Origin of the sequence: Cryobacterium sp. N22, assembly GCF_002929555.1 — a bacterium.
Classification (GTDB): domain Bacteria; phylum Actinomycetota; class Actinomycetes; order Actinomycetales; family Microbacteriaceae; genus Cryobacterium.
On sequence record NZ_PJJP01000039.1, the window covers coordinates 196,297 to 220,033 of the forward strand.

Genomic DNA, 23,737 nt, shown 5'->3' on the forward strand with positions numbered 1-23,737 from the left:
GCGGGAGAAAAGCAGCTCGGAAGCACCAGTTCGGTCGTTTCCGCCGAACGACGGGCAGGCTTGCAATAAGCTTGTGCGCGTATTGGCTTGTGCCAGTACTGGCTCGTTCAGGGATTCGCCCGCTGCAGTACTCATTGCACGGGGAATCAACCAGATCATTAAGGTGAGGCTCTTGACTACGACAGATCAGCAACCATGGGGTCGCGTAGACGAAACCGGCACGGTTTACGTGCGCGAAGCAGACGGCGAACGTGCCGTCGGCCAGTATCCCGACGCGACACCGGAAGAGGCACTCGCCTACTTCGAACGGAAGTACGTGGAGCTGAACGGACAGGTCACCCTGCTCGAACAGCGCGCGAAGGGAGGTGCGCCGGCCGCGGATATCGCCAAGTCGGTCGCGAACCTGTCGAAGTCTGTTGCTACGGCAAACGCCGTCGGCAACCTCGCCGCCCTCGCTGAGCGCCTCGGCGCTTTGGGCGGCACGGTCACCGAGCTCACCGAGCAGCAGGGTGTCGAGGCCAAGGCCGCCGGCGCCGCGGCCCTCGCCGAGCGGGCAGCCATCGTCGAAGAGGCCGAACGCCTCGCCGCCGAGGACCCGGCCAAGACGCAGTGGAAGCAGACCAGCGCAGCGCTCGACGCGCTGTTCGCCAAGTGGCAGGCCCACCAGCACGACGCCCCGCGCATCCCCAAGGGTGAAGCGAACGAGCTCTGGAAGCGATTCCGTGCCGCCCGAACCACCATCGAGCAGAACCGCAAGGCGTTCTTTGCCGAGCTCGACAGCGCCCACAAGGATGTGCGCAACCGCAAGCAGCAGCTCATCGAAAAGGCCGAGGCGCTGGCACCCCAGGGTGCCGACGGCATCCCCGCCTACCGCAACCTGCTCGAGGACTGGAAGGCCGCCGGCCGCTCCGGCAAGAAGCAGGACGACGCCATGTGGGCCAAGTTCAAGGCCGCCGGCGATGTGCTCTACTCGGTGAAGTCCGAGATCGACGCGCAGGACAACGAAGAATTCTCCGCCAACCTGGTCGTCAAGCTCGAACTGCTCACCGAGGCCGAGACCCTGCTCACCGAGACCGACCGGGTCAAGGCCCGCGAGCTGCTCAGTTCGGTGCAGCGCCGCTGGGACGCCGCAGGCAAGGTCCCCCGCGACCAGGTCAAGCCCGTCGAAGAGCGCATGCGCAAGGTCGAAGCGGCCGTACGCAAGCTCGACGACGACCACTGGAAGCGCAACAACCCCGAGACCAAGGCCCGCGCCGAAGGCCTCGCCGGTCAGCTGCACGACGCGATCGCCAAGCTCGAGACCGAACTGGCCGCCGCGCAGGAGACCAAGGACGCCCGCAAGATCAAGGACGCCACCGAGGCGCTCGAGACCCGCAAGGCCTGGCTGAAGGCCATCGGCCAGTAGCGAGTCTTACCGCGCAGCGAGAACTGCACACCCAAACGGGATCGGGAATCTGTCCACAGATTCCCGGTCCCGTTTCGGCGTCTGCCTGCGTCTGGGCAGGCTGGAACCATGACTCCCCTTCTCCCTGCCGCGCTCACCCCGGCCGACCTGCCGTTGGCCGAACTGAACTGTGCTCGCCTCGACGGCGAGCTCTTTCCGGTGGCCGGCGCCTGGTGTCCCGTCGACGCCCACGACGGCCCGGAGACCCGGGCCGCTGCGCTTGCCTCGATCTCGCCGAGCCGTGCCGCCGCCGAGCGGATGAGCGCCGCCTGGATCTATGGCCTCGCCGCCGAACCCGACCACCATCAGTTCTGCATCGATGTGACCGCGCGCACCCGCAAACCCAGCGAATCGACGACACAGCTGCGCGAGGTACGACTCGGCCGCGACGACGCAAGGGTGTTGGGGCGCCAACTCGTCACCACTCCCCTGCGCACCGCGATCGACCTCGCCCGCTGGGGCCGCTCACCCGGGTGTCCGGCAGAGACCGCGCTGCTGGCGGCACTGCTGGCCTACGACGGACCGAACGGTCCGCACGTCGACGAGCAGGCGCTGGCAGTTCAGCGGGGAATGCCCTTCAGCCGGATGGCGGCGGCCCAGCTAGAGGACGCGCGCCGGCTGAACCTCAGCCGTCACTGAGCTTCAGCCGTCGCTGACCCTGTAGACGTCGTACACGGCGTCGATGCGGCGCACGGCGTTCAGCACCCGGTCGAGGTGGGTGGTGTCGCCCATCTCGAACACGAACCGGCTGATGGCCAGCCGGTCGCTGGAGGTGTGCACCGTCGCCGAGAGGATGTTGACGTGGTGTTCCGACAGCACCCGGGTGACATCCGAGAGCAGGCCGGAACGGTCGAGGGCCTCGATCTGGATCTGAACGAGGAACAGGCTCTTCGACGTCGGCGCCCAGTCGACGTCGATCATCCGCTCGGGTTCCTTGAGCAGCTCCTGCACGTTGTGGCAGTCGGATTGGTGCACGGACACACCGGAGCCGCGGGTGATGAATCCCACGATCTTGTCGCCGGGCACCGGGGTGCAGCAGCGCGCCAGCTTGACGAGGATGTCGGGAGCGCCGCGCACCAGGATCCCGGAGTCGTTGTTGCGCAGCGTCTGGGTGCGGCCGTTCGGGGTGAACGGCAGGTCCGTCGCGTCGCTCTCTTCCACGCTCTGCAGCGTGGCGACGACCTTCTCCAGCACCGACTGCGTCGACACGTGGCCTTCGCCGACGGCGGCGTAGAGCGCCGAGACGTCTTCGTAGCGCATCACGGCGGCGACCTCGGCGAACGAGTCCTGGTTCATCAGCTTCTGCAGCGGCAGGTTCTGCTTGCGCATGGCCCTGGCGATGGCGTCGCGGCCCTGTTCGATGGCCTCGTCGCGGCGTTCCTTGGTGAACCACTGGCGAATCTTGTTGCGCGCGCGGGGGCTCTTGACGAAGTTCAGCCAGTCCTGGCTGGGACCCGAGTCCGGGTTCTTGGAGGTGAAGACCTCCACGACATCGCCGGTGCTGAGCGAGCTCTCCAGCGGTACGAGCCGTCCGTTGACCTTGGCGCCCATGGTGCGGTGGCCTACCTCGGTGTGCACGGCGTAGGCGAAGTCCACCGGGGTGGCGTCGGCGGGCAGGCCGATCACGCGCCCCTTGGGCGTGAAGACGTAGACCTCCTTGGCGCCGATCTCGTAGCGCAGGGAGTCGAGGAACTCGTTGGGGTCGGCCGTTTCGGCCTGCCAGTCGGAGATATGCGCCAGCCAGGCCATGTCGGTGTCGCTCTGCGGGCCGGGGCCGGAGCTCTTTCCGTTGACCTGCTCCTTGTACTTCCAGTGCGACGCGACGCCGTACTCGGCACGCTCGTGCATCTCCTGGGTACGGATCTGGATCTCGACCGGGCGTCCGCTCGGGCCGAGCACCGTGGTGTGCAGGGACTGGTACAGATTGAATTTGGGGGTGGCGATGTAGTCCTTGAACCGGCCGGGCAGAGGTGTCCAGCGCGCGTGGATGGCACCGAGGACCGCATAACAGTCCCGCACCGAGTTCACCAGAACCCGAATACCGACGAGGTCGTAGATCTCATCGAACTCGCGGCCGCGCACCACCATCTTCTGGTAGATCGAGTAATACTGCTTGGGCCGTCCGGCCACCTTGCCGCGGATTCGCGCGGCCTTGAGATCGTCGTTGATCGCATCGATGACGTACTGCACGAATTCTTCGCGCTGCGGGGTGCGCTGCTTGACGAGGCTTTCGATCTCGGCGTACAGCTTCGGGTAGAGCACCCCGAAGGAGAGGTCCTCGAGCTCCCACTTGATGGTCTGGATTCCCAGGCGGTGGGCCAACGGGGCGTAGATCTCGAGGGTCTCGGTGGCCTTACGCGTCGCGGACTCGGCCGGCACGAAGCCCCAGGTGCGGGCGTTGTGCAGCCGGTCGGCCAGTTTGATGATGAGCACCCGGATGTCCTTGGACATCGCGACGATCATCTTGCGAACGGTCTCGGCCTGGGTGCTGTCGCCGTACTTCACCTTGTCGAGCTTGGTGACGCCGTCCACGAGCATCGTGATCTCGTCGCCGAAGTCCGCCCGCAACGCATCCAGGGTGTAGTCGGTGTCCTCGACGGTGTCGTGCAGCAGAGCCGCGGCCACGGTCTTGGGACCGATCCCGAGGTCGGCCAGGATCTGGGCGACCGCGACGGGATGGGTGATGTACGGCTCGCCGCTGCGACGTTTCTGGCCCTCGTGGGCCCGCTCCGCGGCCGCGTAGGCCCGCTCGATGATGGACAGGTCCACCTTGGGGTGGTGCGTGCGCACCGTCTTCAGCAGTGTGTCGACGGCGCCGACGGGCTGCGCCCTGGAGAAAATACGGGGCACCAGACGACGCAGTGACGCGGCGGATGGCGTGGTGGTCTCTGTCATCTCGTTACCTCACTCCCTGGCGCCAATTATCCCTGTACTAACGGATAAACGGTAAACCGAGGGATGCTGTCGTGTATTCCCGGCGGGCAATCCGGCTCACGCGGGAACGTCCGCGCGGGTCGCATCCGTGCCGGCGACCGACGAGGTACCGGTGGCCTTGGCCCGCAGGGCCAGGGCCTTCTTGTCGCGCTTGCGGATCTCCGGCTCGTTCTCACGCAGCTGAGCGTAAAGCGGAGCGGCGATGAAGATCGTGGAGTACGTACCCACGATCATTCCGATCAGCAGGGCCAGGGAGATGTCCTGCAGGGTTCCCGCACCCAGCACGAACGCACCGATCACGAGGATCGAGGCGACCGGGAGGACGGCGACGATCGACGTGTTGATCGAGCGCACCAGGGTCTGGTTGACTGCGAGGTTGACCGAGTCGGCGAACGTGCGCCGAGATTCGGGTCCGTCTTCACTGGTGTTCTCGCGGATCTTGTCGAAGACCACCACGGTGTCGTAGAGCGAGTACCCCAGGATCGTGAGGAAGCCGATCACGGCAGCCGGGGTGATCTCGAAGCCGGTGATGCCGTAGAAACCGGCGGTGATGACGAGGTCGTGCAGCAGCGCGACCATGGCGGCCGCTGCCATCTTCCAGGTGCGGAAGTACAGCGCCATCACCGCGCCGGCGAGGACCAGGAAGGTGAGCAGGGCGCGGATGGCGGATCCAGTGATGTCCTGGCCCCAGGACGGGCCGATGAACGAGGACGTCACCTGGGCGGCGTCGACGCTGTAGGCGGAAGCGAGAGCGGCGCGGACTTCCCGGCTCTCAGTGTCGCTGAGCTGGTCAGTCTGCACGCGGATGCTGTCACTGCCGACGACGGACACCTTCGGGACGGCTTCGGGCACCACCCCGGTGACCGCTGTGGCCGCCGCATCCTGGTCTTCGGTGGAGATCTCGGACAACACGAACTCGGAGCCACCGGTGAACTCGATGCCGAACGTGAAACCGCCGCGCAGCACCGGGCCGAGGATCGCGATCAGGATCATGACCGCGGCGACCGTGTACCAGAGCTTGCGACGTCCGACGATGTTGTAGGACAGCTTGCCGGTGTGCAGATCATTGCCGAACTGGTTGAAGCTGGCCATTAGGAATCCTTCCCGTCGGTCGACTTACTGGAGCCGGAACCGACGAGTTCAGCCGCCTTGCGTTCGGCGATGGTCTGGCGCTTTGCGGCCTCCTTGCTGGAGGACGCGGGCTTGCGTGACGCCACTTCAGCGGAGGGCTGGAACCGGGCGCGGCCGCGGTAGACGGCACCGAGGGCCCGCGGGTCGAGCCCGCTGAGCTTGTGTCCCTCGCCGAAGAACTTGGTGCGGGCGAGCAGCTGCAGCATCGGGTGGGTGAACATCGCCACGACCAGGAGGTCCACCAGGGTGGTCAGTCCCAGGGTCAGGGCGAAACCGCGCACGTTGCCGACGGCCAGGATGAACAACACCGCGGCGGCGAGGAAGTTGACGGTGTCGGAGGCGATGATGGTGCGGATCGCGCGGCGCCAGCCGGATTCGACCGACGACACCAGTCCCCTGCCGTCGCGCAGCTCGTCGCGCACCCGCTCGAAGTAGACGATGAACGAGTCAGCGGTGATACCGATGGCCACGATGAGGCCGGCCACACCGGCCAGCGACAGCCGGTAGCCCTCCCGCCAGGACAGCAGGGTGATCAGCAGGTAGGTGATCACGCCCGCCACGATGAGCGACGCGACAGTGACCAGCCCGAGGAGGCGGTACTGGACGAGGGAGTAGAGCACGACGAGGATCAGGCCGATCAGGCCGGCGATCAGCCCGCTCTGCAGCTGGGTCGAACCGAGGGTTGCCGAGATGGTGTCCTGGCTCTGCACGGTGAAGCTGATCGGCAGGGCACCGAACTTGAGCTGGTCGGCGAGGGCCTTGGAGGTTTCCTGGTCGAACGATCCGGTGATCTGGGGCTTGCCGTCCGTGATCACGGCGAGGGTGCGCGGAGCGGAGATGACGCTGCCGTCCAGCACGATGGCGAACTGGTTCTGCGCGCCCTCGAGGCCGCTCAGGCGGGTGGTCACATCGGCGAACGACTTTGTGCCGGTGCGGTCGAAGACGATGTTGACGGCCCATTCGCCGGTGGTTGCACCGCTCTGCGTGGTGACCTGCCCGTTGGTGGCGTCGGAGATGTTCTCGCCGCTCACCTCGACCGGGCCGAGGATGTACTTGATCGAGCCATCGCTCTCGCAGGTGATCAGCGGCTGATCGGCCGGCGCCACATTGCTGGTGTCGATGTCGCTGCACTGGAACGAATCGAACTGCGCCTGCAGGTCGGGGGTGATGTTGTTCAGGTCACTCGCGTCGGTGGGCGCGACGGCCGGGGTCTCAGCGGCAGGGTCTGCCGCGGCATCCGTCTCCGGTGCGGTGGCCGCATCGGTGGCTGCGTCGGTGGCACCGTCGGCGCCCACGCTGGCTTCGGTGGGGGCTGAGGCGACCAGGACCGGTCGGAACTCGAGCTTGGCCGAGGATTCGATGCGGTTCAGGGTGGCGTCATCCGGCGTTCCGGGGATGGAGACGACGATGTTCTGTCCACCCTGGGTGTTGATCTCCGACTCGGAAACACCGGCGGAGTCGATGCGCTGACGGATGATCGACACGGCCTGGTTGAGCTGTTCGTTCGAGACCGTCTGACCGGACTCGAGCTTGGGCGCCAGGATGATCTGGGTGCCGCCCTCGAGGTCGAGAGCCAGCTTCGGCGTCCACGACCCGCCGCCGCTGAGGACGCCGGCTCCGTTCAGTGCGATGAGACCGACGATGATCACGCCAAGCCAGGTCAGGGAGCGCCAGGCCTTCTTGGTCGGAGACGACTTAGCCACCTATTGAACTCAGCTTTCTGTTGCTCGTGTCACGCGACCGAAACCGCGTAACCGGAGTGGGTGTGTTACGCGTCGCCCTTTTTGGGTTCGGTGTCGGTGTCGGGCGCGACCTCATCGGTCGTCGGCTCGAATTCGGTGCGCTGGCCGTACTCGGGTTCGCCGATGACGGTCGGTGTGCCGGCGTCGGTGTCAGCGGTCTTGTCGAGGACGATGTCGTCGCCGGCAACGGTGGGCTCGACGACGCGAGCGATCGTCTGGCGGTGGATCTGCACGATGGTGCCGGGTGCGATCTCGAGGGCGACCTTGTTCTCTTCCTCATCGATCGCCACGATGGTGCCGTAAAGGCCGAAGTTGGTCATCACGTCTGCGCCGGCCACCATCTTCGACTGCAGGGCCAGGGTGTCCTTCTGGCGCTTGCGGCCGTTGCGAAACATGAAGAACACGAGCAGCGCCAAGACGGCGAGCATGACAAGAGTCAACGGATCCATAGAACTGTGAAACCTTCCCGTGCGAGCGTGGTGTCGCGACGAAGTTTTTTGTGAGCGTGGCTGGGGTGAGCCGGTCGAAGGTGTGTGCCTGACCAGCTTGAATTATAGAACATCCAAGGTGAGCGCAGCCTGAGGATTACTCAAGCCGAAGTGCCGCCACGCTGCGGCAGTGGCAACCCGCCCACGCGGGGTACGCGTGAGGAAGCCTATCCGCACCAGGAAGGGCTCGACGACCGATTCGATGGTTTCGGGCTCCTCCCCCACCGAGACGGCCAGTGTGTTCAGCCCAACCGGCCCACCCCCAAAACGGGTGAGGACGATGTTCATGACCTCGCGGTCGAGCCTGTCCAGCCCGATCGGGTCGACGTCGTACAGTTCCAGCGCCGCGTGAACGGCCGTCAGGTCCGCGTCTCCGCCGTGAACGAGCGCGTAGTCGCGCACGCGGCGCAACAGCCGGTTGGCGATTCGCGGGGTCCCCCGGCACCGGCCGGCGATCTCGGCGATGGCCTCCCGGTCGATGACCAGCCCGAGTAGGCGTGCGGCGCGCACCAGCACCAGTTCGAGCTCCGCGTCGGCGTAGAACTCAAGGTGGGCCGTGAAGCCGAACCTGTCCCGCAGCGGGTTCGGCAGCATTCCCGAGCGTGTCGTGGCCCCGACCAGGGTGAACGGGGCCAGGTCGAGCGGCACCGACGTGGCACCGGCGCCCTTGCCGACCATGATGTCGATGCGGAAGTCTTCCATCGCCAGGTAGAGCATCTCTTCGGCAGAGCGGGCCATCCGGTGGATCTCGTCGATGAAGAGCACCTCGCCGGGTACGAGGGAGGAGAGTACGGCGGCCAGGTCGCCGGCGTGCTGGATGGCGGGTCCGCTGGACATGCGCAGCGGCCGGTTGCCCTCGTAGGCGATGATCATGGCCAGGGTCGTCTTGCCCAGGCCGGGCGGGCCGGCCAGCAGGATGTGGTCTGGGGTGCGTTGTTGCATGGCCGCCGCGGTCAGCAGCAGCTGCAGTTGGCCGCGCACCTTCTGCTGGCCGACGAACTCGGTGAGGCTCTGAGGACGCAGTGCGCCCTCGAAGGCCAGCTCCGCGTCGCCCTCGAGCGCCGGGTTGGTCAGGTCGACGCCGGGATCCTGGGCCATCAGCGACGCTCCGCCGCGTTGGCGGCGCCGGCATGCTGCGCCGGGCCGAGCCGGGCCAGAGCCAGGCGCAGCACGGCTCCCACCCCGGCTTCTTCGGCGTCGAACTCGGCGGTGCTGCCGGCCAGGATCTCCTCAACGGCCTGGGCGGCGACCCGCTCAGACCAGCCGAGGCCGATCAGGGCGGCCTGCACGCTGGCACTCACGGTGGCCGTGGCGACGCCGGCGCGTCCGGGGGCGGCGGCGCTGGTGAGCGCGACCTTGCCGACCAGGGACAGCACAATGAGTTTGGCGGTCTTCGGTCCGATCCCGCTGACCTTGCGGAACACCGCATCGTCCTCGGCGTTGACGGCGAGGGCGATCTGGTTGGGACTGAGGACGGCGAGCACGCCGAGCGCGGACTTGGGACCGACGCCTGTGACGCCGACGAGGAGCTCGAACACGGCGAGCTCTTCGGCGGTGGGAAAGCCGTAGAGGGTCAGCGAGTCTTCGCGAACGATCAGGGTGGTGGCGAGGCGGGTTTCGGTGCCGACCCTTGCCGCCAGGGCCGTCGACGGCGTGACCTGCAGGGCGAGTCCGACTCCGCCGACCTCGATCACGACGGTTGAGCCCAGGGCTGAAAGGACTGGGCCACGCACTGAAGAGATCACTTAGCCAGCCTACGGTGCGCCGCCGACACTGCAGCCGCCGACCCCGGCGCGTTGCCGCGCTCGGCGTCGCGCCAGGCCTTCTGCGCCGGGGTGAGCGCACCGGGACTGAGTGCGGGGGTGGACCGGTTGCCCGCTGCGACCGCACCGCTGGTGGGGAGCACCCCGCCTGCGGCGCCGGTGCGCCAGGCGTGGCAGATGGCCAGCGCGAGGGCGTCGGCGGCGTCCGCCGGTTTCGGGATCTCGGCCAGTCCCAGCACCCGGGCGACCATGGTGCCGACCTGCTTCTTGTCCGCGGCCCCATAACCCGTGATCGCGGCCTTGACCTCGCTCGGGGTGTGCAGCGTCACCGTCAGGCCGCGCTTGGCGGCGAGCATGAGGGCAACCCCGCTGATCTGCGCGGTTCCCATCACGGTGCTCACGTTCTGTTGCGCGAAGACCCGTTCGATGGCCACAAAGTGCGGCTGGTGCCGGTCGAGGAGCTCTTCGAGGCCCTCGCTGATCAGCAACAGCCGGCGCTCGAGGGGCAGGTCGGGTGAACTGCGCAGCACCTGAACGTCGACCAGGGTCGCCGAACGGTTCGCTGCGACGTCGACGATCCCGACGCCGCAGCGGGTCAGGCCCGGGTCGATGCCCAGCACCCTGACCGTCATCGGTTTGCTATTCGCTGTCTGCTTCGAGCTCGGCCTGAACTTCGGTCGAGACGTCGTAGTTGCTGTAGATGTTCTGCACGTCGTCGAGTTCTTCGAGGGCGTCGATGAGCCGGAACACCTTCCGGGCGGTCTCGGCGTCGACCTCGATCTTGAGCTGCGGGACGAACGCGATGTCGGCGGAGTCGTAGTCGATTCCGGCGGTCTGCAGGGCGGTGCGGGTGGCGACCAGGTCGTGGGCCTCGCTGAAGACCTCGAACTTGTCTCCGTCGTCGACGACTTCCTCGGCTCCGGCGTCGAGCACCGCAGCGAGAACGTCGTCTTCGGTGACGTCGTTGCCCTTGGGTACCACGACGATGCCCTTGCGGTGGAAGTTGTAGGCGACGCTGCCCGGGTCGGCCATGTTGCCGCCGTTGCGGCTGACCGTGGTGCGCACCTCGGCCGCGGCACGGTTCTTGTTGTCGGTGAGGCACTCGATCATGATGGCGACACCGTTGGCGGCGTAGCCCTCGTACATGATCGTGGTGTAGTCGACGGCCTCACCGGAAAGGCCGGCGCCGCGCTTGACGGCACGGTCGATGTTGTCGTTGGGGACCGAGGTCTTCTTCGCCTTCTGGATGGCGTCGACGAGGGTCGGGTTACCCGAGAGGTCGGCGCCGCCCATGCGGGCAGCGACCTCGATGTTCTTGATCAGCTTGGCGAACGCCTTCGCCCGACGCGAGTCGGTGACGGCCTTCTGGTGCTTGGTGGTCGCCCACTTGGAATGCCCGGACATGAATCTCCCGATTGTCGCTAAATCGTATTGTCGATTGCTCGTGCGACGCGCTTGGCGCGTCGTCTGCTGGCACCGCGATCGGGTGACCGCTCGGTGCGCTCCCAGTCTAGCTCGGGCGCCCTACGGCGAGGATCTTGTGCAGCGTGCGCAGGTTGCGGTTCGTGGTGCTCGATTTGAAACGTGTCTTGGCGCTGAGGGTGCTGAACTGACTCTTGATGCCCACCTCCCTGCGCACCTGCCAGTAGAGCAGGCGCTCACCAGGCTGAACCCTCTCGTCTGCGGGATCGAGGTTCGGAGCGGCCTGGAGCAGCTCATCGAGCAGAGCCGGGTTCGAGCCGAACAGGATGTAGGAGTGCCAGCCGTCCCGGTCGTCGAACGGATAGGCGGCTACAGCTCCCGCGAGTTCGGCGCTGGTGAGCAGCACCACCCAGGCGTCGTAGCCGAAGGATGCCGAGAGGGCCTGTTCGAGACCGGACTTGAGCACTTCCGCATCCGCTTCGTCGCTGTCGAAGACGACGTTGCCACTGGCCAGAACCGTGTGCACGCCGGTGTGGCCGAGCGCGCGGACGGTGTCGGCCAGGGCCGACATCTTGATGTTGATGCCGCCGACGTTGATGCCGCGCAGCAGGGCGACGTATCTGGTCATGCGCTGTACCGGGTCATGCGCCTATTGTGGCGGAGCCGGGCTAGGCGCCGAAACCGGCCGTCTGCACCTTCTGCAGGAAATATTCGTGGAAGCGGTACTCCCCCGTGATCTCGGGGTGGAACGACGTGCCGAGCAGGTTGCCCTGCTCGACGGCGACACAGCGACCGTCGGCGATCGTGGCCAACGCCGTGGCGCGCGGGCCGACGCTTTCGACGACCGGGGCGCGGATGAAGACGGCGTGCACGGGAGCGTTGCCGAGCGCCGGCACGTCGAGGTCGGTCTCGAACGACGCGGTCTGCGAACCGAAAGCGTTGCGGCGCACGCTGATGTCCAGGCCGCCGATGCTCTGCTGGCCCGATATGCCGTCCAGCACGGTGTCGGCCAGCATGATCAGGCCCGCGCAGGTGCCGTAGACCGGCATCCCACGTTCGACGGCCGCTCGCAGGGGGTCGGCCAGGCCGAACATGCGGGTCAGCTTGTCCATCACGCTGGACTCGCCGCCCGGGATCACCAGGCCGGTGACACTGGCCAGTTCCTCCGGGCGGCGCACGAGGGTGACCTCACTGCCGAGCGAGCGCAGTACGTCGGCGTGCTCGCGAAAGTCGCCCTGAAGGGCGAGTACTCCAACGCTCATGAAGCGGGTGTTACCAGCCGCGCTCGGAGAGGCGGTGCGGGGCGGCGAGGTCGGACACGTTGATGCCGACCATCGCTTCGCCGAGGCCCCGCGAGACATCCGCGATGATCTTGGCGTCGTCGTAGAACGCGACGGCCTTGACGATGGCGTTGGCGCGTTCCTGCGGGTTGCCGGACTTGAAGATGCCAGAGCCCACGAAGACGCCGTCGGCGCCGAGCTGCATCATCATGGCCGCGTCGGCCGGGGTGGCCACGCCGCCGGCGGTGAACAGCACGACGGGCAGCTTGCCGGTCGCGGCGATCTCGGCGACCAGTTCGTACGGCGCCTGCAGTTCCTTGGCGGCCACGTACAGCTCGTCCTTGGTGAGGGAGGACAAACGGGCGATCTCGCCCTTGATGGTGCGGATGTGCTTGGTGGCCTCAGAGACGTCGCCGGTGCCGGCCTCGCCCTTGGAGCGGATCATCGCGGCGCCCTCGGTGATGCGACGCAGAGCCTCGCCCAGGTTGGTGGCACCGCAGACGAAGGGAATCGTGAAGTTCCACTTGTCGATGTGGTTGACGTAGTCGGCGGGGCTGAGCACCTCGGACTCGTCGATGTAGTCGACCTCGAGGGCCTGCAGCACCTGCGCCTCGACGAAGTGGCCGATGCGGGCCTTCGCCATGACCGGGATGGAGACCTCAGCCTTGATGCTGTCGATCAGGTCGGGGTCGCTCATGCGGGCGACACCACCCTGGGAGCGAATGTCCGCCGGGACGCGCTCGAGCGCCATGACGGCGACGGCGCCGGCGTCTTCGGCGATACGGGCCTGCTCGGCGTTGACGACGTCCATGATGACGCCGCCCTTCAGCATCTCGGCGAGTCCGCGCTTGACGCGGCTCGAGCCGAACTGTGCGGCGCTGTCGACCTGCTCAGTGGAAGTGGTGTCAGTCATAGCTACGATTCTATTCCTTGCGTCTGGTGCCGCTGGTCGGGGCGAGGGGCACGGGTGATGAGAACTGAAGAGACGGGTGGTGTTGCAATCCGTGACAGCGAGGTGAGAAACGGGGGTTAGACGGTGGAGACCGGCCAACCCTCCGCGACCTCGCGGCGCACCTCGCCGAGCAGCTTCGGGATCGCCTTGGTGCCGGCGATGATCGGGAAGAAGTTCGAGTCGAGCGCCCACCGTGGAACGATGTGCTGGTGCAGGTGCTCGGCGATCCCGGCGCCCGCGATGCGGCCCTGGTTCATTCCGAGGTTGAACCCGTCGCAGCCCGACGTGGCCTTGAGCACCCGCATGGCCACCTGGGTCAGGCTACCGATCTCGGCGACTTCCTCCGGGGTGGCTTCGTCATACGTCGCAACATGCCGATATGGGCACACCAGCAGGTGGCCGCTGTTGTACGGGAACAGGTTCAGCAGCACGTAGGCGTACCTGCCGCGGGCCACGATGAGAGCCTTCTCGTCGTCCATCGACGGGGCGATGCAGAACGGGCAGTCGTCGGGATGCGGCTGCTGGCCGTCCTGGATGTAGACCATCCGGTGCGGCGTCCACAGCCGCTGGAAGGCATCCGGGACGGCGGCGAAGTCGCCGGAATTCTCCACCTGGACTCCCTCAGCGAAGTCCTGCGGGCTGCCGGACAGACGGTCCCAGGGGGTGTCTCGCGGCGCGTCTTTCTCGGGACCTGCCGGAGTGGCGTCTGTCATTGTCAGGCCTGGTCCGCGCCGGCCGCTACGGCCAGGGCGACAGGTGCGCCTTCCGGGGCGAAGTCGGTGGCTCCGAGAACCTGCGCACGGGTTGTGATGGACGCGATGATCCGGCGGATGGCGTCCTCGACAGGAACGCCGTTCTCCTGGGTGCCGTCACGGAAGCGGAAGCTGACCGCGCCGTTGGCTTGGTCTTCTTCGCCCACGATGAGCTGGAACGGGATCCTCTGCAGCGTGGCGTTGCGGATCTTCTTCTGCATCCGGTCGCTGGACGAGTCGAGTTCCACTCGCACACCCGCGGTCTTGAGCGTGCTCAGGACCTCCCACAGGTAGTCCTCGTACTGCTCGGAGACGGGGATGCCGATGACCTGCACCGGAGAGAGCCAGACCGGGAAGGCGCCGGCGTAGTGCTCAAGCAGGATCGCGAAGAAGCGCTCGATCGAACCGAGCAGCGCGCGGTGGATCATCACCGGCTGTTGGCGGGTGCCGTCCGGAGCGGTGTACTCCAGGTCGAACAGCTCCGGCTGGTTGAAGTCGAGCTGCACAGTGGACAGCTGCCAGGTGCGCCCGATGGCGTCACGAGCCTGCACGGAGATCTTGGGGCCGTAGAAGGCCGCTCCACCGGGGTCGGCCACGAGTTCGAGGCCCGAGTCCTGTCCCACCTGGCGCAGGGTGTCGGTCGCCGCTTCCCACTGCTCGTCCGTGCCGACGGACTTCTTGGGGTCGCGGGTCGACAGCTCGAGGTAGAAATCGGTGAGCCCATACCCACGGAGGGTCTCGAAGACGAACTCGAGCTGGCTGGCGACCTCGGCCCGAACCTGGTCCTGTGTGACATAGATGTGCGCGTCGTCCTGGGTGAGGCCGCGCACACGAGTGAGACCCTGCAGGGTGCCGCTCTTCTCGTAGCGGTAGACGGTGCCGAACTCCGCCAGGCGCAGCGGGAGCTCGCGGTAGCTGCGGCCGCGGGCCTTGAAGATGAGGTTGTGCATCGGGCAGTTCATGGGCTTGAGGTAGTAGTCCTGGCCCTGGCGCGTGACGTGGCCCTCGGCATCAACCTCTTCGTCGAGGTGCATGGGCGGGAACATGCCCTCGCGGTACCAGTTCAGGTGTTGGCTGGTCTCGAACAGGTGACCCTTGGTGATGTGCGGGGTGTTGACGAGGTCGTAACCGTTGGCGAGCAGGCGCTCGCGCATGTAGTTCTCGATCTCCGAACGGATGATGCCGCCCTTGGGATGGAAGACCGCGAGGCCTGAGCCGATCTCCTCGGGGAAGGAGAACAGGTCCAGTTCCTGGCCGAGCTTGCGGTGGTCGCGCTTGGCGGCCTCCTCGAGGCGAGCCTTGTATGCGCGCAGTTCGTCCTTGGTGGGCCACGCCGTGCCGTAGATGCGCTGCAGCTGCGGGTTCTTCTCCGAGCCGCGCCAGTAGGCGGCGGCGAGGCGGGTGAGCGAGTAGCCGTTCCCGATCATGCGGGTGTTGGGCAGGTGCGGGCCGCGGCAGAGGTCCTTCCACACCGTCTCGCCCGTCTTCGGGTCGACGTTGTCGTAGATGGTCAGTTCGGCGCCGCCGACCTCGACGGACTCATCGTCGGCGGTCTCCGCCACCCCGCCCTTGAGGCCGATCAGTTCCAGCTTGTACGGCTCCGCCGCGAGTTCGGCGCGGGCTTCGTCATCGGTCACGACGCGGCGCACGAAGCGCTGGCCCTGACGGATGATGCGGTCCATGGCCTTCTCGAGCGACTTGATGTCCTCGGGGGTGAAGGGTTCGGCCACGTCGAAGTCGTAGTAGAAGCCGTCGGTGACGGGCGGGCCGATGCCCAGGCGCGCCGCGGGGTTCACGGTCTGCACGGCCTGCGCGAGAACGTGCGCAGCCGAGTGGCGCAGGATGTTGAGGCCGTCGGGCGAGTCGATGGTCACCGGGGTGACGTCATCCGTCTCTGTCACCGGAGTGGCGAGGTCCCTGAGCTCGCCGTTGACGCGCATGGCGACAACGGATCGGTCGGTGAAAAGCTCAAAACCGTCAACCACGTGTATTACTCCCTTGAGTTGCGAACGCTTCAACTTTAGCGGGCGCCAGTGCACCCGATGACGGGGTGGCTGATCAGGGCTGGTCCGTGGACCTGGAGGCCGTTGGCGACGCGCACGCATCCGGTGGATGGTCTCGGCTGCCAAAAAAATGGTGGGCGATACTGGGATCGAACCAGTGACCTCTTCCGTGTCAGGGAAGCGCGCTACCGCTGCGCCAATCGCCCAGGACCGCGGATGGTGCTCGCGGGCTGGAGGTGGATACGGGATTCGAACCCGTGTAGACGGCTTTGCAGGCCGTTGCCTCGCCTCTCGGCCAATCCACCGTGTTCTGTAATACCTGTACACCCAAAGAAAATCGGCCTTTCGGCCGACTAACTTCGAGCGGATGACGAGATTCGAACTCGCGACCCTCACCTTGGCAAGGTGATGCGCTACCACTGCGCCACATCCGCAACTGCTCGCATTTCTGCGTGCTTGGAAGACTCTACTCGATCCTGGGGACCCCGTGTGCACATGACGGGCCGATGGGCGCCCGACCCGGTCGAATTCGACCGTCGGGCCGCGGAATCACGCGGGGAAATACGCGGAAAAAACACGTACAAAACAAAAAAACCCCCGATTTTATCGGGGGTTTTGATTGTTGCCGGTGAAGCTCTGGCTGGTGCTACCTGTGGGCGATACTGGGATCGAACCAGTGACCTCTTCCGTGTCAGGGAAGCGCGCTACCGCTGCGCCAATCGCCCAGATCCTTCACAGTGCATGTGCACTGATCTGGCTGGAGGTGGATACGGGATTCGAACCCGTGTATACGGCTTTGCAGGCCGCTGCCTCGCCTCTCGGCCAATCCACCGTACTTGATGCCGTGTAAAACAACCGTGCTGGGTTCACTACCAAAGAGAATCGGCCTTTCGACCGATTCGCTTTTGAGCGGATGACGAGATTCGAACTCGCGACCCTCACCTTGGCAAGGTGATGCGCTACCACTGCGCCACATCCGCAACTGCTCGCATTTCTGCGTGCGTTGAAGACTCTAGCCGATAGTGCGAGACAAATTCAAACCGAGCGATTGCCGCGTGTCGCGGCGTCTCGATGTGCGCTCAGGGCCCGGTCTGGTCTAGTATCAGATGTCGCAGTCGAGAGGTTTTCGAGTGTGGTTCGGGCGATTGGCGCAGTTGGTAGCGCGCTTCCTTCACACGGAAGAGGTCGTGGGTTCGAGTCCCGCATCGCCCACCAGAAAGGCCCCCGGTTTACTCCGGGGGCCGTTGTGTTTAACCTCCTGGGCGCACCGCACTGGCGGTGTGGCCGCCCGCGTCGCGCTCCGTCGCCGGCCTAACCGTCTTGCCGGGCAACGACCGGCGTCGAGGCGAACAGCACCCTGTCACTGGCCACGAGGTCGTCGAGCGTCAACACCCTGTCGAGGTCGTGCCCGGCGGCCAATGCGAGGCGCAGTTGGTCATCGCTTTGCGGAGCGAGCCTGCCCTCCATGAATCCATCCAACGCCCGAATCGCACAGGCGGTGAGTACTCCCTCCGGGGTTCCACCGATACCCATGGCCAGATCGATACGTCCGCCCGGTGTGGCCGCGTCGATCGCGACGGACACGTCCCCCTCCCCCGCCAGCACGACCCGTGCACCGACTGCGAGCAGCTCGGCCACCAGACTCGCGTGCCGCGGCTTGTCGAGCACGGCCACGGTGATCTCGTTCACCGGCTTCCCGAGCGCTTCGGCCAGCCGGCTCACGTTCTCGCTCGGGGTGGCCCGGAGGTCGAGAACACCGCGGGCCGGCGCGGAGGAGATGAGCTTGTCCATGTAGAAGACGTCCCGGGGATCGAACAGAGTGCCGCGTGGGGCGAGTGCGATGACACACACGGATCCAGGTAGGCCTTCCTGCACGAGCCGTGTGCCGTCGAGCGGGTCAACGGCGATGTCGCAGGCCGGTCCCCGGCCGGAGCCGAGCTCCTCGCCGTTGGCCAGCATCGGGGCCTCGTCCTTCTCGCCCTCGCCGATCACCACGTACCCGGCGAACGGCGCCGGCAGCAGTTCGGCCCGCATGGCGGCGACTGCCGCCGCATCCGCCGCGTTCTTGTCACCGCGCCCAAACCATGCGCCGGCAGCCAGTGCTGCCGCGACCGTCGCCGCACGCACCGCGTCGACGAGCTCGGCCGAATAGTGCTCACCGCCGAGAACCGTACTGGTGCTGGTGCTTGCGCCCGTGCTCGGGTTTGTGCTCGGGTTTGTGCTCGGTAGGGCGGCGTCGGCCGTCGTGTTGCTGCTCATGGGAGTCGATGGTACCCGCCGGGCCGGGCCCGCCAGCCGGGATAGTGTCGACGGGTGATCAGAGAACACGCCATCCTGCCCGTGCGTCCCGGCTTCGAAGACGCCTTCCTGGCCGCCTTCGGGAGCGCCCGGCCGCTCATCGAGTCGATGCCCGGATTCCGTGGGCTCAGCCTGTCCAGGTCGTTGGAGGACCCGTCGTCCTTCCTGCTGCTCGTTGACTGGGAACGGCTGGAGGACCACACCGTGGGCTTCAGGGGCTCCAGTGAATACGCCGACTGGAAGCAGCTGCTGCACGGGTTTTACTCACCGTTTCCCGACGTGCAGCACTTCGTCACCGTGCCCTGATCCGGGTCGGCCGCTCCTCCACAAGCGGCCCGTTTGAGAACCTTTCCACACCTGGTTCTGCAGGGGCTGGAATGTCTGTGGTCGGTGAGAATATCGGGGTATGAGCAGCCCTGCAGAGCAGTTCCCGGCCGACCCGGAGGACCCGGGTCACGACGCCCGCGGCAGCGCGGGCGGACCCAATCCCGGCCCGAATCCCAACTCTGAGGCGGCCCCCGATGCCGGCGCAGCCGCCCAAGCCCGCCGGCGCCGCCCCACCCTGCAGGAGCAGGCCCAGGCCACCCTGGCGCGGAAGGTCGCGAAGGCGAAGAGAGCCCACCGTCAAATCGCCAAGGCACAGGCTAAGCGTGCTCGTGCACTGGCCGATCTGCAGCGGTGGAGCTCCGACCCGGCCACCGCAAAACTGCTCAACCCCGGCTACGCCCTGGAGTCGTCGGTGTTCGGCCCGGTCCGCGCCGACGCTGACGCGAGCCCGCGGACGATCGCGGCGTGGGAAGACCAGGAAATCGCCCGCCGCACGATCACCACCGAGGTCGCCTGCTCGCTGCGCCTGGCCGATCGCACCGCGGAGAACCTGATCGGTGAATCCTCGCTGTTCGCCGGCCCGATGAAAGCCACCCTCACGATGATGAGTTCCGGCGACATCAGTTACCGGCACGGGCAGGTGTTGATGGAGCAGCTCAGCTTCATCCCGCTCGAGGAAGCGGCCGCGTTCGAAGCCAAGCTGCTGCCCGTGGCGAAAGACCTCACGGTCGGCAAACTCGCCGTCAAGGCCCGGCGGATGCGGGAACACGCGCACCCGGAGACGATCACGAAGCGGGCCACCGCGGCTGTGGCCGAGCGCGGGGTGTGGTGGGAGGGCCGGGCCGATGGCATGGGCACCCTGACCTGGTACGGCACCGCCGTGCAGACCCAGGCCGCACGCGACAGGCTGACCAGCATCGCCGAGGCCGCCCAGAACCAGGAGCGACAGGACGCGTCGATTCCCGAGACGGACCGGCGCACGATCGGTCAGATCTGCGCCGACGCGATGGCCGACCTGGTCCTGGACGGCGTCACCCCCGCCGGCACCGGCGGCGGCATCCGAGGCAGCGTGATGGTCACCGTCCCCGTCTTCACCCTGATGGGAAAAAGCGAAGCACCCGGTTTCCTGGAAGGGTACGGGCCCATCCCGGCCGACACCGCCCGGGAAATCGCCGCCGGCTGCCCCAGCTTCATCCGGCTACTCACCCACCCCGAAACCGGAGCCGTGCTCTCGGTCGGAAAAGAACACTACAAAGCCCCCGCTGACCTGCGCCGCTGGGTTGCGCTGCGGGACGGCACCTGCCGCTTCCCGGGCTGCACCCGGCCCGCCTCCCGCAGCGATATCGACCACACCATCGCCCGAGAACACGGCGGACCCACCGACTACGACAACCTCGCCCACCTCTGCCGCGCCCACCACCGACTCAAACACCAAACACTCTGGGCCGTGGCGCAAGAACCCGGCGGGGTCCTGCGCTGGACCTCCCCGGCCGGGGAAACCCACCGCACCTACCCCGAAACCACCCTCGGTCCACCACCCACCCTGGCCCCCACACCCGAACCACCGGCGACACCGGCACGGCCGCGGACAAGCGACCTGCCCGACGATCCGCCGCCCTTCTAGCTCTCCCCCACTCGTCAGGAACGACGCGCAGCGGCACGCCCTTGCTAAATCGGCAATTCTATTTGTCAATATCCGGCAAGCGCTTCAGCATGGTGACATGACCAGCCACGGCACGCCTTCCTCTCTCACCCGTCTTCCTCATTCGCAGCCACAGACCCAGACCCAGACCCAGCCACAGCCCTACGACGTCGTCATCATCGGCGGCGGTGCTGCGGGACTCAGCGCCGCCGTGGTGCTCGGGCGGGCCCGACGGTCGGTGGTTGTCGTCGATAGCGGGCAGCCGCGCAATGCGCCCGCCGACGGCGTGCACAGCTACCTCACTCGTGACGGCCTGCGCCCCGCCGAGTTGGTGCGCCTCGGCCAGGATGAAGCCCGCTCCTACGGAGCGGACTTCGTGGCGGGCCGGGCCGTCGACAGCCGGCGCTCGGCGCACGGCTTCACGGTGACCCTCGATGACGGCAGCACAGTGTCCGGGCGCCGCCTCCTGGTCGCGACCGGGCTCGTCGATGAACTCCCCGACGTTCCCGGCCTCGGCGACCGGTGGGGCCGGGACGTGCTGCATTGCCCGTACTGCCACGGTTGGGAGGTCAGGGACCAGGCCATCGGCATCCTCGGCACCGGACCAAAGTCGATTCACCAGGCGCTGCTCTTTCGCCAGTGGAGCCGCAACATCACTCTGTTCCTGCACGGCGACATGCTCGACGCCGACGGGGGGATCTCGGAGCAGCACGGACCGACCGAGGCCGAGTGGGAGCAACTCGCCGCCCGCGGGATCAGCGTAGTGATCGGCCCGGTCGCGGGCCTCGACGTGCGGGACGACGCGCTGGCCGGGGTTCGCCTGGCCGGCGGCCACGTGATTCCCCTGCAGGCCCTCGTGGTCGCCCCGACATTCACCGCCCGCACCGCCTTCCTCGCCGGACTGGGGCTGGTCTCGTCGCCGCATCCGCTGGGGGTCGGCACCCACCTGGACAGCGACGAGACCGGGCGGGTACTCAGCGGCGGTGTCGTGGTGCCCGGAGTCTGGGCGGCCGGCAACGCCACCAACCTTATGGCACAGGTTGTCGTGTCTGCAGCCGCCGGGCTCGGTGTGGCCACGATGATCAACTCCGACCTCATCGCGGAAGAATTGGAAACCGCCGTGGCCGCCTACCGCCATCCGTTCTCGGCCGTCCAGGAGGCCCGCAACAGCAGCTCGGTGCTCGGCGATCGCCGGCACGGGCTTGATCCCCAGCACACGCCGGCCCAGCAGACTCCGGACGACACAGTTCAGACCCCACACGGACAGACCTCATGAGCGACTCCTTCGACCAGGCCTACTGGGATGACCGTTACGGTGCAGGCGACGACGTCTGGAGCGGTGCGCCCAACCCGGTCCTGGTCGGCGAGACCCTGGCTCTGCCGGCGGGCTCCGCCCTGGACATCGGCTGCGGTGAGGGCGCCGACGCCATCTGGCTGGCGGCCAGGGGCTGGAATGTCACAGCCGCAGACTTCTCGGCCGTGGCGCTCGAACACGCCGCCGCCCGCAGCCGGACAGCCGGCGCCGACCCGACCGAATCTGCTGCCATAGCCGAACGGATCCGGTGGGAGCAGCACGACTTCACAGTCTGGGCTCCCCCGGCCGGAACCTTCGATCTGGTCAGCGCCCAGTTCATGCACTTACCGTCCGGGCCGCGGACGGCACTCTTCCGTGCCCTTGCGGCAGCGGTGGCAGCAGGCGGCACCCTGCTGATCGTCGGGCACGACGTCTCCGCCTGGCAGCACCAGGGGCACACTCCCCCGGCCGACATGTTCTTCACTGCCGCGGAGGTGGCGGCGAGCCTCGACCCGGCACTGTGGCAGGTGGAGGTCGCGGAATCCCGGCCGCGGGCGGCGAAGGATGCGGACGGTGCTGTGGTCAGTCTCACCGATGCGGTGGTGCGCGCCCGGCGTCGGTAGCCGCTGTGCCGGCGATGAGAGGCGGCCGGTAGGTCCCGACGGCCGAAAAAGGCCGTCGCCCGGCCGACCAGCGGCGGGGCGACGGCCGGGGTCGGCCAGGTTCTGACCCTGTAGCGCTAGACGGCGTCGCTGTGAACGGCGTCTGTGTCGGCAGTTACCGGGACCGGGACCTGTGCGGGCACAAAACCGTCGCCGGCCTGGGCCTTCGCCAATGCCGTACCGGCTGCGGTTCCGCCGATCAGGCCGCCGAGCAGGTCCTTGATGCCCACGCCCATGGTGGAGTTGAGCACGGCGTCGACCTCGGTGAAGCCGGAGGCGACGTTCTTGCTGAGCTGGCTCGCACCGTCGGTCGAAATCACGGTGAGCTGGTCGATGTTGCCCATCGGGGCAGCCAGTTCGTGCGCGATCTTCGGCAGCATCTCGACAAGGCGCAACTGGATGAGCGCCTCGGACTGCTCTGCCACGGCCTGGGCGCTGAGGCGGGTGGCCTCGGCCTCGGCCGAACCTCGGGCCAGGATGGCGTCGGCGTTGGCCTGGCCTTCCGCCCGGATGGCTTCAGCGGACGCCACGCGGCTGTCGCGGTCGGCATTGGCGGCCGCGACGCGGGCTTCGGCTGCGGCAGCGGCGGAGACCCGCACACGATAGGCGTCGGCGTCGGCCACGGCGTTGACCTCGGAGTCCAGCTCGGCCTTGCGCAGGCTGGCACGACGCTTGGCCGTCAGCTCCTGTTCCTGAACGATGTTCTGCTGAGCCTTCGCCTCGGCGAGCGGCTTGGCCGCGGCGGCCTCAGCGGCAGCCTTGTCGGTGTCGAGCTGCAGGGCCGCCCTACGCAGCGCCAGGGTGTTCTGGGCTTCGGCCACGGCCTGCTCGGCGATGATCGACGCCTCCTGCGCCTCCCGGTTGGCCTGGTGCTCGGCCACCTCGGCCTGGCGGCGCACCTTGGCCTGCTCGGCACGGCCGAGGTCGCGGATGTAGTCGTTCGCGTCGGTGATGCCCTTGATCTCGAACGAATCGACATCGACGCCCTGGTTGGCGAGGGATTCCCGGGCGGTGGCGAGCACCGACGTGCCGAGCTCGTCGCGCTTCTGGATGATGGTCATCACGTCGGTGGCGCCGATCGACGACCGCAACGAACCGCTGAGCACTTCCTGCGCGAAGTTGTCGATGTTCTTGTCCTGGCCGGTGAAGCGCTGGGCGGCGGCGCGGATGGCGGTGGGGTCGTCGCCGACCTTCACGATCGCGACCGCCTCAACAGTCAGCGTGATGCCGTTGCGGTCCTGGGCGACGGCCGTGATCTCGATGGCCCGGCTGCGCAGGCTGATCTTGAACGCCTTCTGGAAGAACGGGGTGATGAACACGCCCTGGCCGTGTACGACCCGCTGGCCGGACTCCTCGAGGGTGGCGCCGTCGACGATGGTCTTCTTCGACTTCTTGCCGGTGATGACGAGGGCTTCGTCCGGCCCGGCGTTCTTGTACACCGAGCGGGCGTAGACGAGCACGATCACCCCCACCACAACGACGAGGAAGACGATACCGATAATCGGACTGAGGAGTTCAAACATGTGTTCCTTCCGGTCCGCACCAGGCGAACGTGACGTCGCGCAGCCAGAAGGGCCCCGCTCCCTCCACGTAGGCTAGCGGT

General features: G+C 67.0%; 21 protein-coding genes and 7 tRNA genes. 7 read left to right on the forward strand and 21 right to left on the reverse strand.

Annotated elements, in window-relative coordinates; genetic code table 11:
• Positions 1–172: 172 nt before the first annotated feature.
• Positions 173–1,405 carry a DUF349 domain-containing protein gene (locus tag CXY76_RS16320; RefSeq protein ID WP_104166390.1) on the forward strand — a complete coding sequence of 411 codons (1,233 nt, stop codon included), beginning with the start codon at positions 173–175 and terminating at the stop codon, positions 1,403–1,405.
• Positions 1,406–1,513: 108 nt separating this feature from the next.
• A complete protein-coding gene (locus CXY76_RS16325) occupies positions 1,514–2,083 on the forward strand; it encodes a hypothetical protein (protein WP_104166392.1) in 570 nt (189 codons plus the stop codon).
• A gap of 3 nt (positions 2,084–2,086) precedes the next feature.
• On the opposite strand, the gene CXY76_RS16330 is transcribed toward CXY76_RS16325, so the two are convergent.
• The 19 genes from CXY76_RS16330 to CXY76_RS16420 all read right to left on the reverse strand — a co-directional run bounded on the left by CXY76_RS16330 (position 2,087) and on the right by CXY76_RS16420 (position 16,891).
• Positions 2,087–4,339 (reverse strand): bifunctional (p)ppGpp synthetase/guanosine-3',5'-bis(diphosphate) 3'-pyrophosphohydrolase, encoded by a 2,253-nt coding sequence (locus CXY76_RS16330; RefSeq protein WP_104166394.1) that lies wholly within the window; start codon positions 4,337–4,339, stop codon positions 2,087–2,089.
• Between the two features lie 96 nt (positions 4,340–4,435).
• Complete coding sequence (secF, locus tag CXY76_RS16335; RefSeq protein WP_104166396.1) at positions 4,436–5,470, reverse strand: protein translocase subunit SecF; 1,035 nt, start codon at positions 5,468–5,470, stop codon at positions 4,436–4,438.
• The gene (gene secD / locus CXY76_RS16340; RefSeq protein ID WP_104166398.1) at positions 5,470–7,212 is read right to left on the reverse strand and encodes a protein translocase subunit SecD; all 1,743 of its coding nucleotides are present in this window, start codon (positions 7,210–7,212) and stop codon (positions 5,470–5,472) included. The genes secF and secD overlap by 1 nt, the downstream gene beginning before the upstream one ends.
• A gap of 65 nt (positions 7,213–7,277) precedes the next feature.
• Positions 7,278–7,679, reverse strand: coding sequence for a preprotein translocase subunit YajC (gene yajC / locus CXY76_RS16345; protein WP_233199959.1), 402 nt, complete (start codon positions 7,677–7,679; stop codon positions 7,278–7,280).
• Between the two features lie 123 nt (positions 7,680–7,802).
• Positions 7,803–8,837 carry a Holliday junction branch migration DNA helicase RuvB gene (gene ruvB, locus CXY76_RS16350; RefSeq protein ID WP_104166402.1) on the reverse strand — a complete coding sequence of 345 codons (1,035 nt, stop codon included), beginning with the start codon at positions 8,835–8,837 and terminating at the stop codon, positions 7,803–7,805.
• The gene (gene ruvA, locus CXY76_RS16355; RefSeq protein ID WP_104166404.1) at positions 8,837–9,484 is read right to left on the reverse strand and encodes a Holliday junction branch migration protein RuvA; all 648 of its coding nucleotides are present in this window, start codon (positions 9,482–9,484) and stop codon (positions 8,837–8,839) included. Before ruvA ends, ruvB begins: the two co-directional genes overlap by 1 nt.
• Positions 9,481–10,134 carry a crossover junction endodeoxyribonuclease RuvC gene (gene ruvC / locus CXY76_RS16360; RefSeq protein ID WP_104166406.1) on the reverse strand — a complete coding sequence of 218 codons (654 nt, stop codon included), beginning with the start codon at positions 10,132–10,134 and terminating at the stop codon, positions 9,481–9,483. The genes ruvA and ruvC overlap by 4 nt, the downstream gene beginning before the upstream one ends.
• A 7-nt stretch (positions 10,135–10,141) precedes the next feature.
• Positions 10,142–10,906, reverse strand: a complete 765-nt coding sequence (locus CXY76_RS16365; protein WP_104166408.1) for a YebC/PmpR family DNA-binding transcriptional regulator — start codon at positions 10,904–10,906, stop codon at positions 10,142–10,144.
• A 106-nt stretch (positions 10,907–11,012) separates the two neighbouring features.
• The gene (locus CXY76_RS16370; protein ID WP_104166410.1) at positions 11,013–11,552 is read right to left on the reverse strand and encodes a DUF1697 domain-containing protein; all 540 of its coding nucleotides are present in this window, start codon (positions 11,550–11,552) and stop codon (positions 11,013–11,015) included.
• A gap of 40 nt (positions 11,553–11,592) precedes the next feature.
• On the reverse strand, positions 11,593–12,186 hold the full coding sequence (gene pdxT, locus CXY76_RS16375; RefSeq protein WP_104166412.1) for a pyridoxal 5'-phosphate synthase glutaminase subunit PdxT: 594 nt from the start codon (positions 12,184–12,186) through the stop codon (positions 11,593–11,595).
• Positions 12,187–12,196: 10 nt separating this feature from the next.
• Positions 12,197–13,117, reverse strand: coding sequence for a pyridoxal 5'-phosphate synthase lyase subunit PdxS (pdxS, locus tag CXY76_RS16380; protein WP_104166414.1), 921 nt, complete (start codon positions 13,115–13,117; stop codon positions 12,197–12,199).
• A gap of 116 nt (positions 13,118–13,233) precedes the next feature.
• Positions 13,234–13,869 (reverse strand): HIT domain-containing protein, encoded by a 636-nt coding sequence (locus CXY76_RS16385; RefSeq protein ID WP_104166416.1) that lies wholly within the window; start codon positions 13,867–13,869, stop codon positions 13,234–13,236.
• Between the two features lie 2 nt (positions 13,870–13,871).
• Positions 13,872–15,893: a threonine--tRNA ligase gene (gene thrS, locus CXY76_RS16390; protein ID WP_199190340.1), complete on the reverse strand. Its 2,022-nt coding sequence runs from the start codon at positions 15,891–15,893 to the stop codon at positions 13,872–13,874.
• Positions 15,894–16,042: 149 nt separating this feature from the next.
• Positions 16,043–16,117, reverse strand: a tRNA-Val gene (locus tag CXY76_RS16395).
• A 25-nt stretch (positions 16,118–16,142) separates the two neighbouring features.
• Positions 16,143–16,216 (reverse strand) — tRNA-Cys (locus CXY76_RS16400).
• Between the two features lie 57 nt (positions 16,217–16,273).
• A tRNA-Gly gene (locus CXY76_RS16405) sits at positions 16,274–16,345 on the reverse strand.
• Positions 16,346–16,564: 219 nt separating this feature from the next.
• Positions 16,565–16,636, reverse strand: a tRNA-Val gene (locus tag CXY76_RS16410).
• A gap of 33 nt (positions 16,637–16,669) precedes the next feature.
• Positions 16,670–16,743: transfer RNA gene (locus tag CXY76_RS16415), tRNA-Cys, on the reverse strand.
• 76 nt (positions 16,744–16,819) lie between these two features.
• Positions 16,820–16,891, reverse strand: a tRNA-Gly gene (locus tag CXY76_RS16420).
• 159 nt (positions 16,892–17,050) lie between these two features.
• Here CXY76_RS16420 and CXY76_RS16425 point away from each other — a divergent pair.
• Positions 17,051–17,126, forward strand: a tRNA-Val gene (locus CXY76_RS16425).
• Between the two features lie 96 nt (positions 17,127–17,222).
• On the opposite strand, the gene CXY76_RS16430 is transcribed toward CXY76_RS16425, so the two are convergent.
• Complete coding sequence (locus CXY76_RS16430) at positions 17,223–18,170, reverse strand: fructose-bisphosphatase class II family protein (protein WP_104166420.1); 948 nt, start codon at positions 18,168–18,170, stop codon at positions 17,223–17,225.
• A 54-nt stretch (positions 18,171–18,224) separates the two neighbouring features.
• Here CXY76_RS16430 and CXY76_RS16435 point away from each other — a divergent pair, with 54 nt between their 5' ends.
• The 4 genes from CXY76_RS16435 (at position 18,225) to CXY76_RS16450 (ending at position 22,095) form a co-directional block, all read left to right on the forward strand.
• Positions 18,225–18,515: an antibiotic biosynthesis monooxygenase gene (locus CXY76_RS16435; protein WP_104166422.1), complete on the forward strand. Its 291-nt coding sequence runs from the start codon at positions 18,225–18,227 to the stop codon at positions 18,513–18,515.
• Positions 18,516–18,615: 100 nt separating this feature from the next.
• Positions 18,616–20,160 (forward strand): HNH endonuclease signature motif containing protein, encoded by a 1,545-nt coding sequence (locus CXY76_RS16440; RefSeq protein ID WP_104166424.1) that lies wholly within the window; start codon positions 18,616–18,618, stop codon positions 20,158–20,160.
• Between the two features lie 97 nt (positions 20,161–20,257).
• A complete protein-coding gene (locus tag CXY76_RS16445) occupies positions 20,258–21,454 on the forward strand; it encodes an NAD(P)/FAD-dependent oxidoreductase (RefSeq protein ID WP_104166426.1) in 1,197 nt (398 codons plus the stop codon).
• Positions 21,451–22,095 carry a bifunctional 2-polyprenyl-6-hydroxyphenol methylase/3-demethylubiquinol 3-O-methyltransferase UbiG gene (locus CXY76_RS16450; protein ID WP_104166428.1) on the forward strand — a complete coding sequence of 215 codons (645 nt, stop codon included), beginning with the start codon at positions 21,451–21,453 and terminating at the stop codon, positions 22,093–22,095. Before CXY76_RS16445 ends, CXY76_RS16450 begins: the two co-directional genes overlap by 4 nt.
• A 116-nt stretch (positions 22,096–22,211) precedes the next feature.
• Here the strand turns inward: CXY76_RS16450 and CXY76_RS16455 are convergent, their stop codons facing one another.
• Complete coding sequence (locus CXY76_RS16455) at positions 22,212–23,657, reverse strand: flotillin family protein (protein WP_104166430.1); 1,446 nt, start codon at positions 23,655–23,657, stop codon at positions 22,212–22,214.
• Positions 23,658–23,737 lie beyond the last annotated feature (80 nt).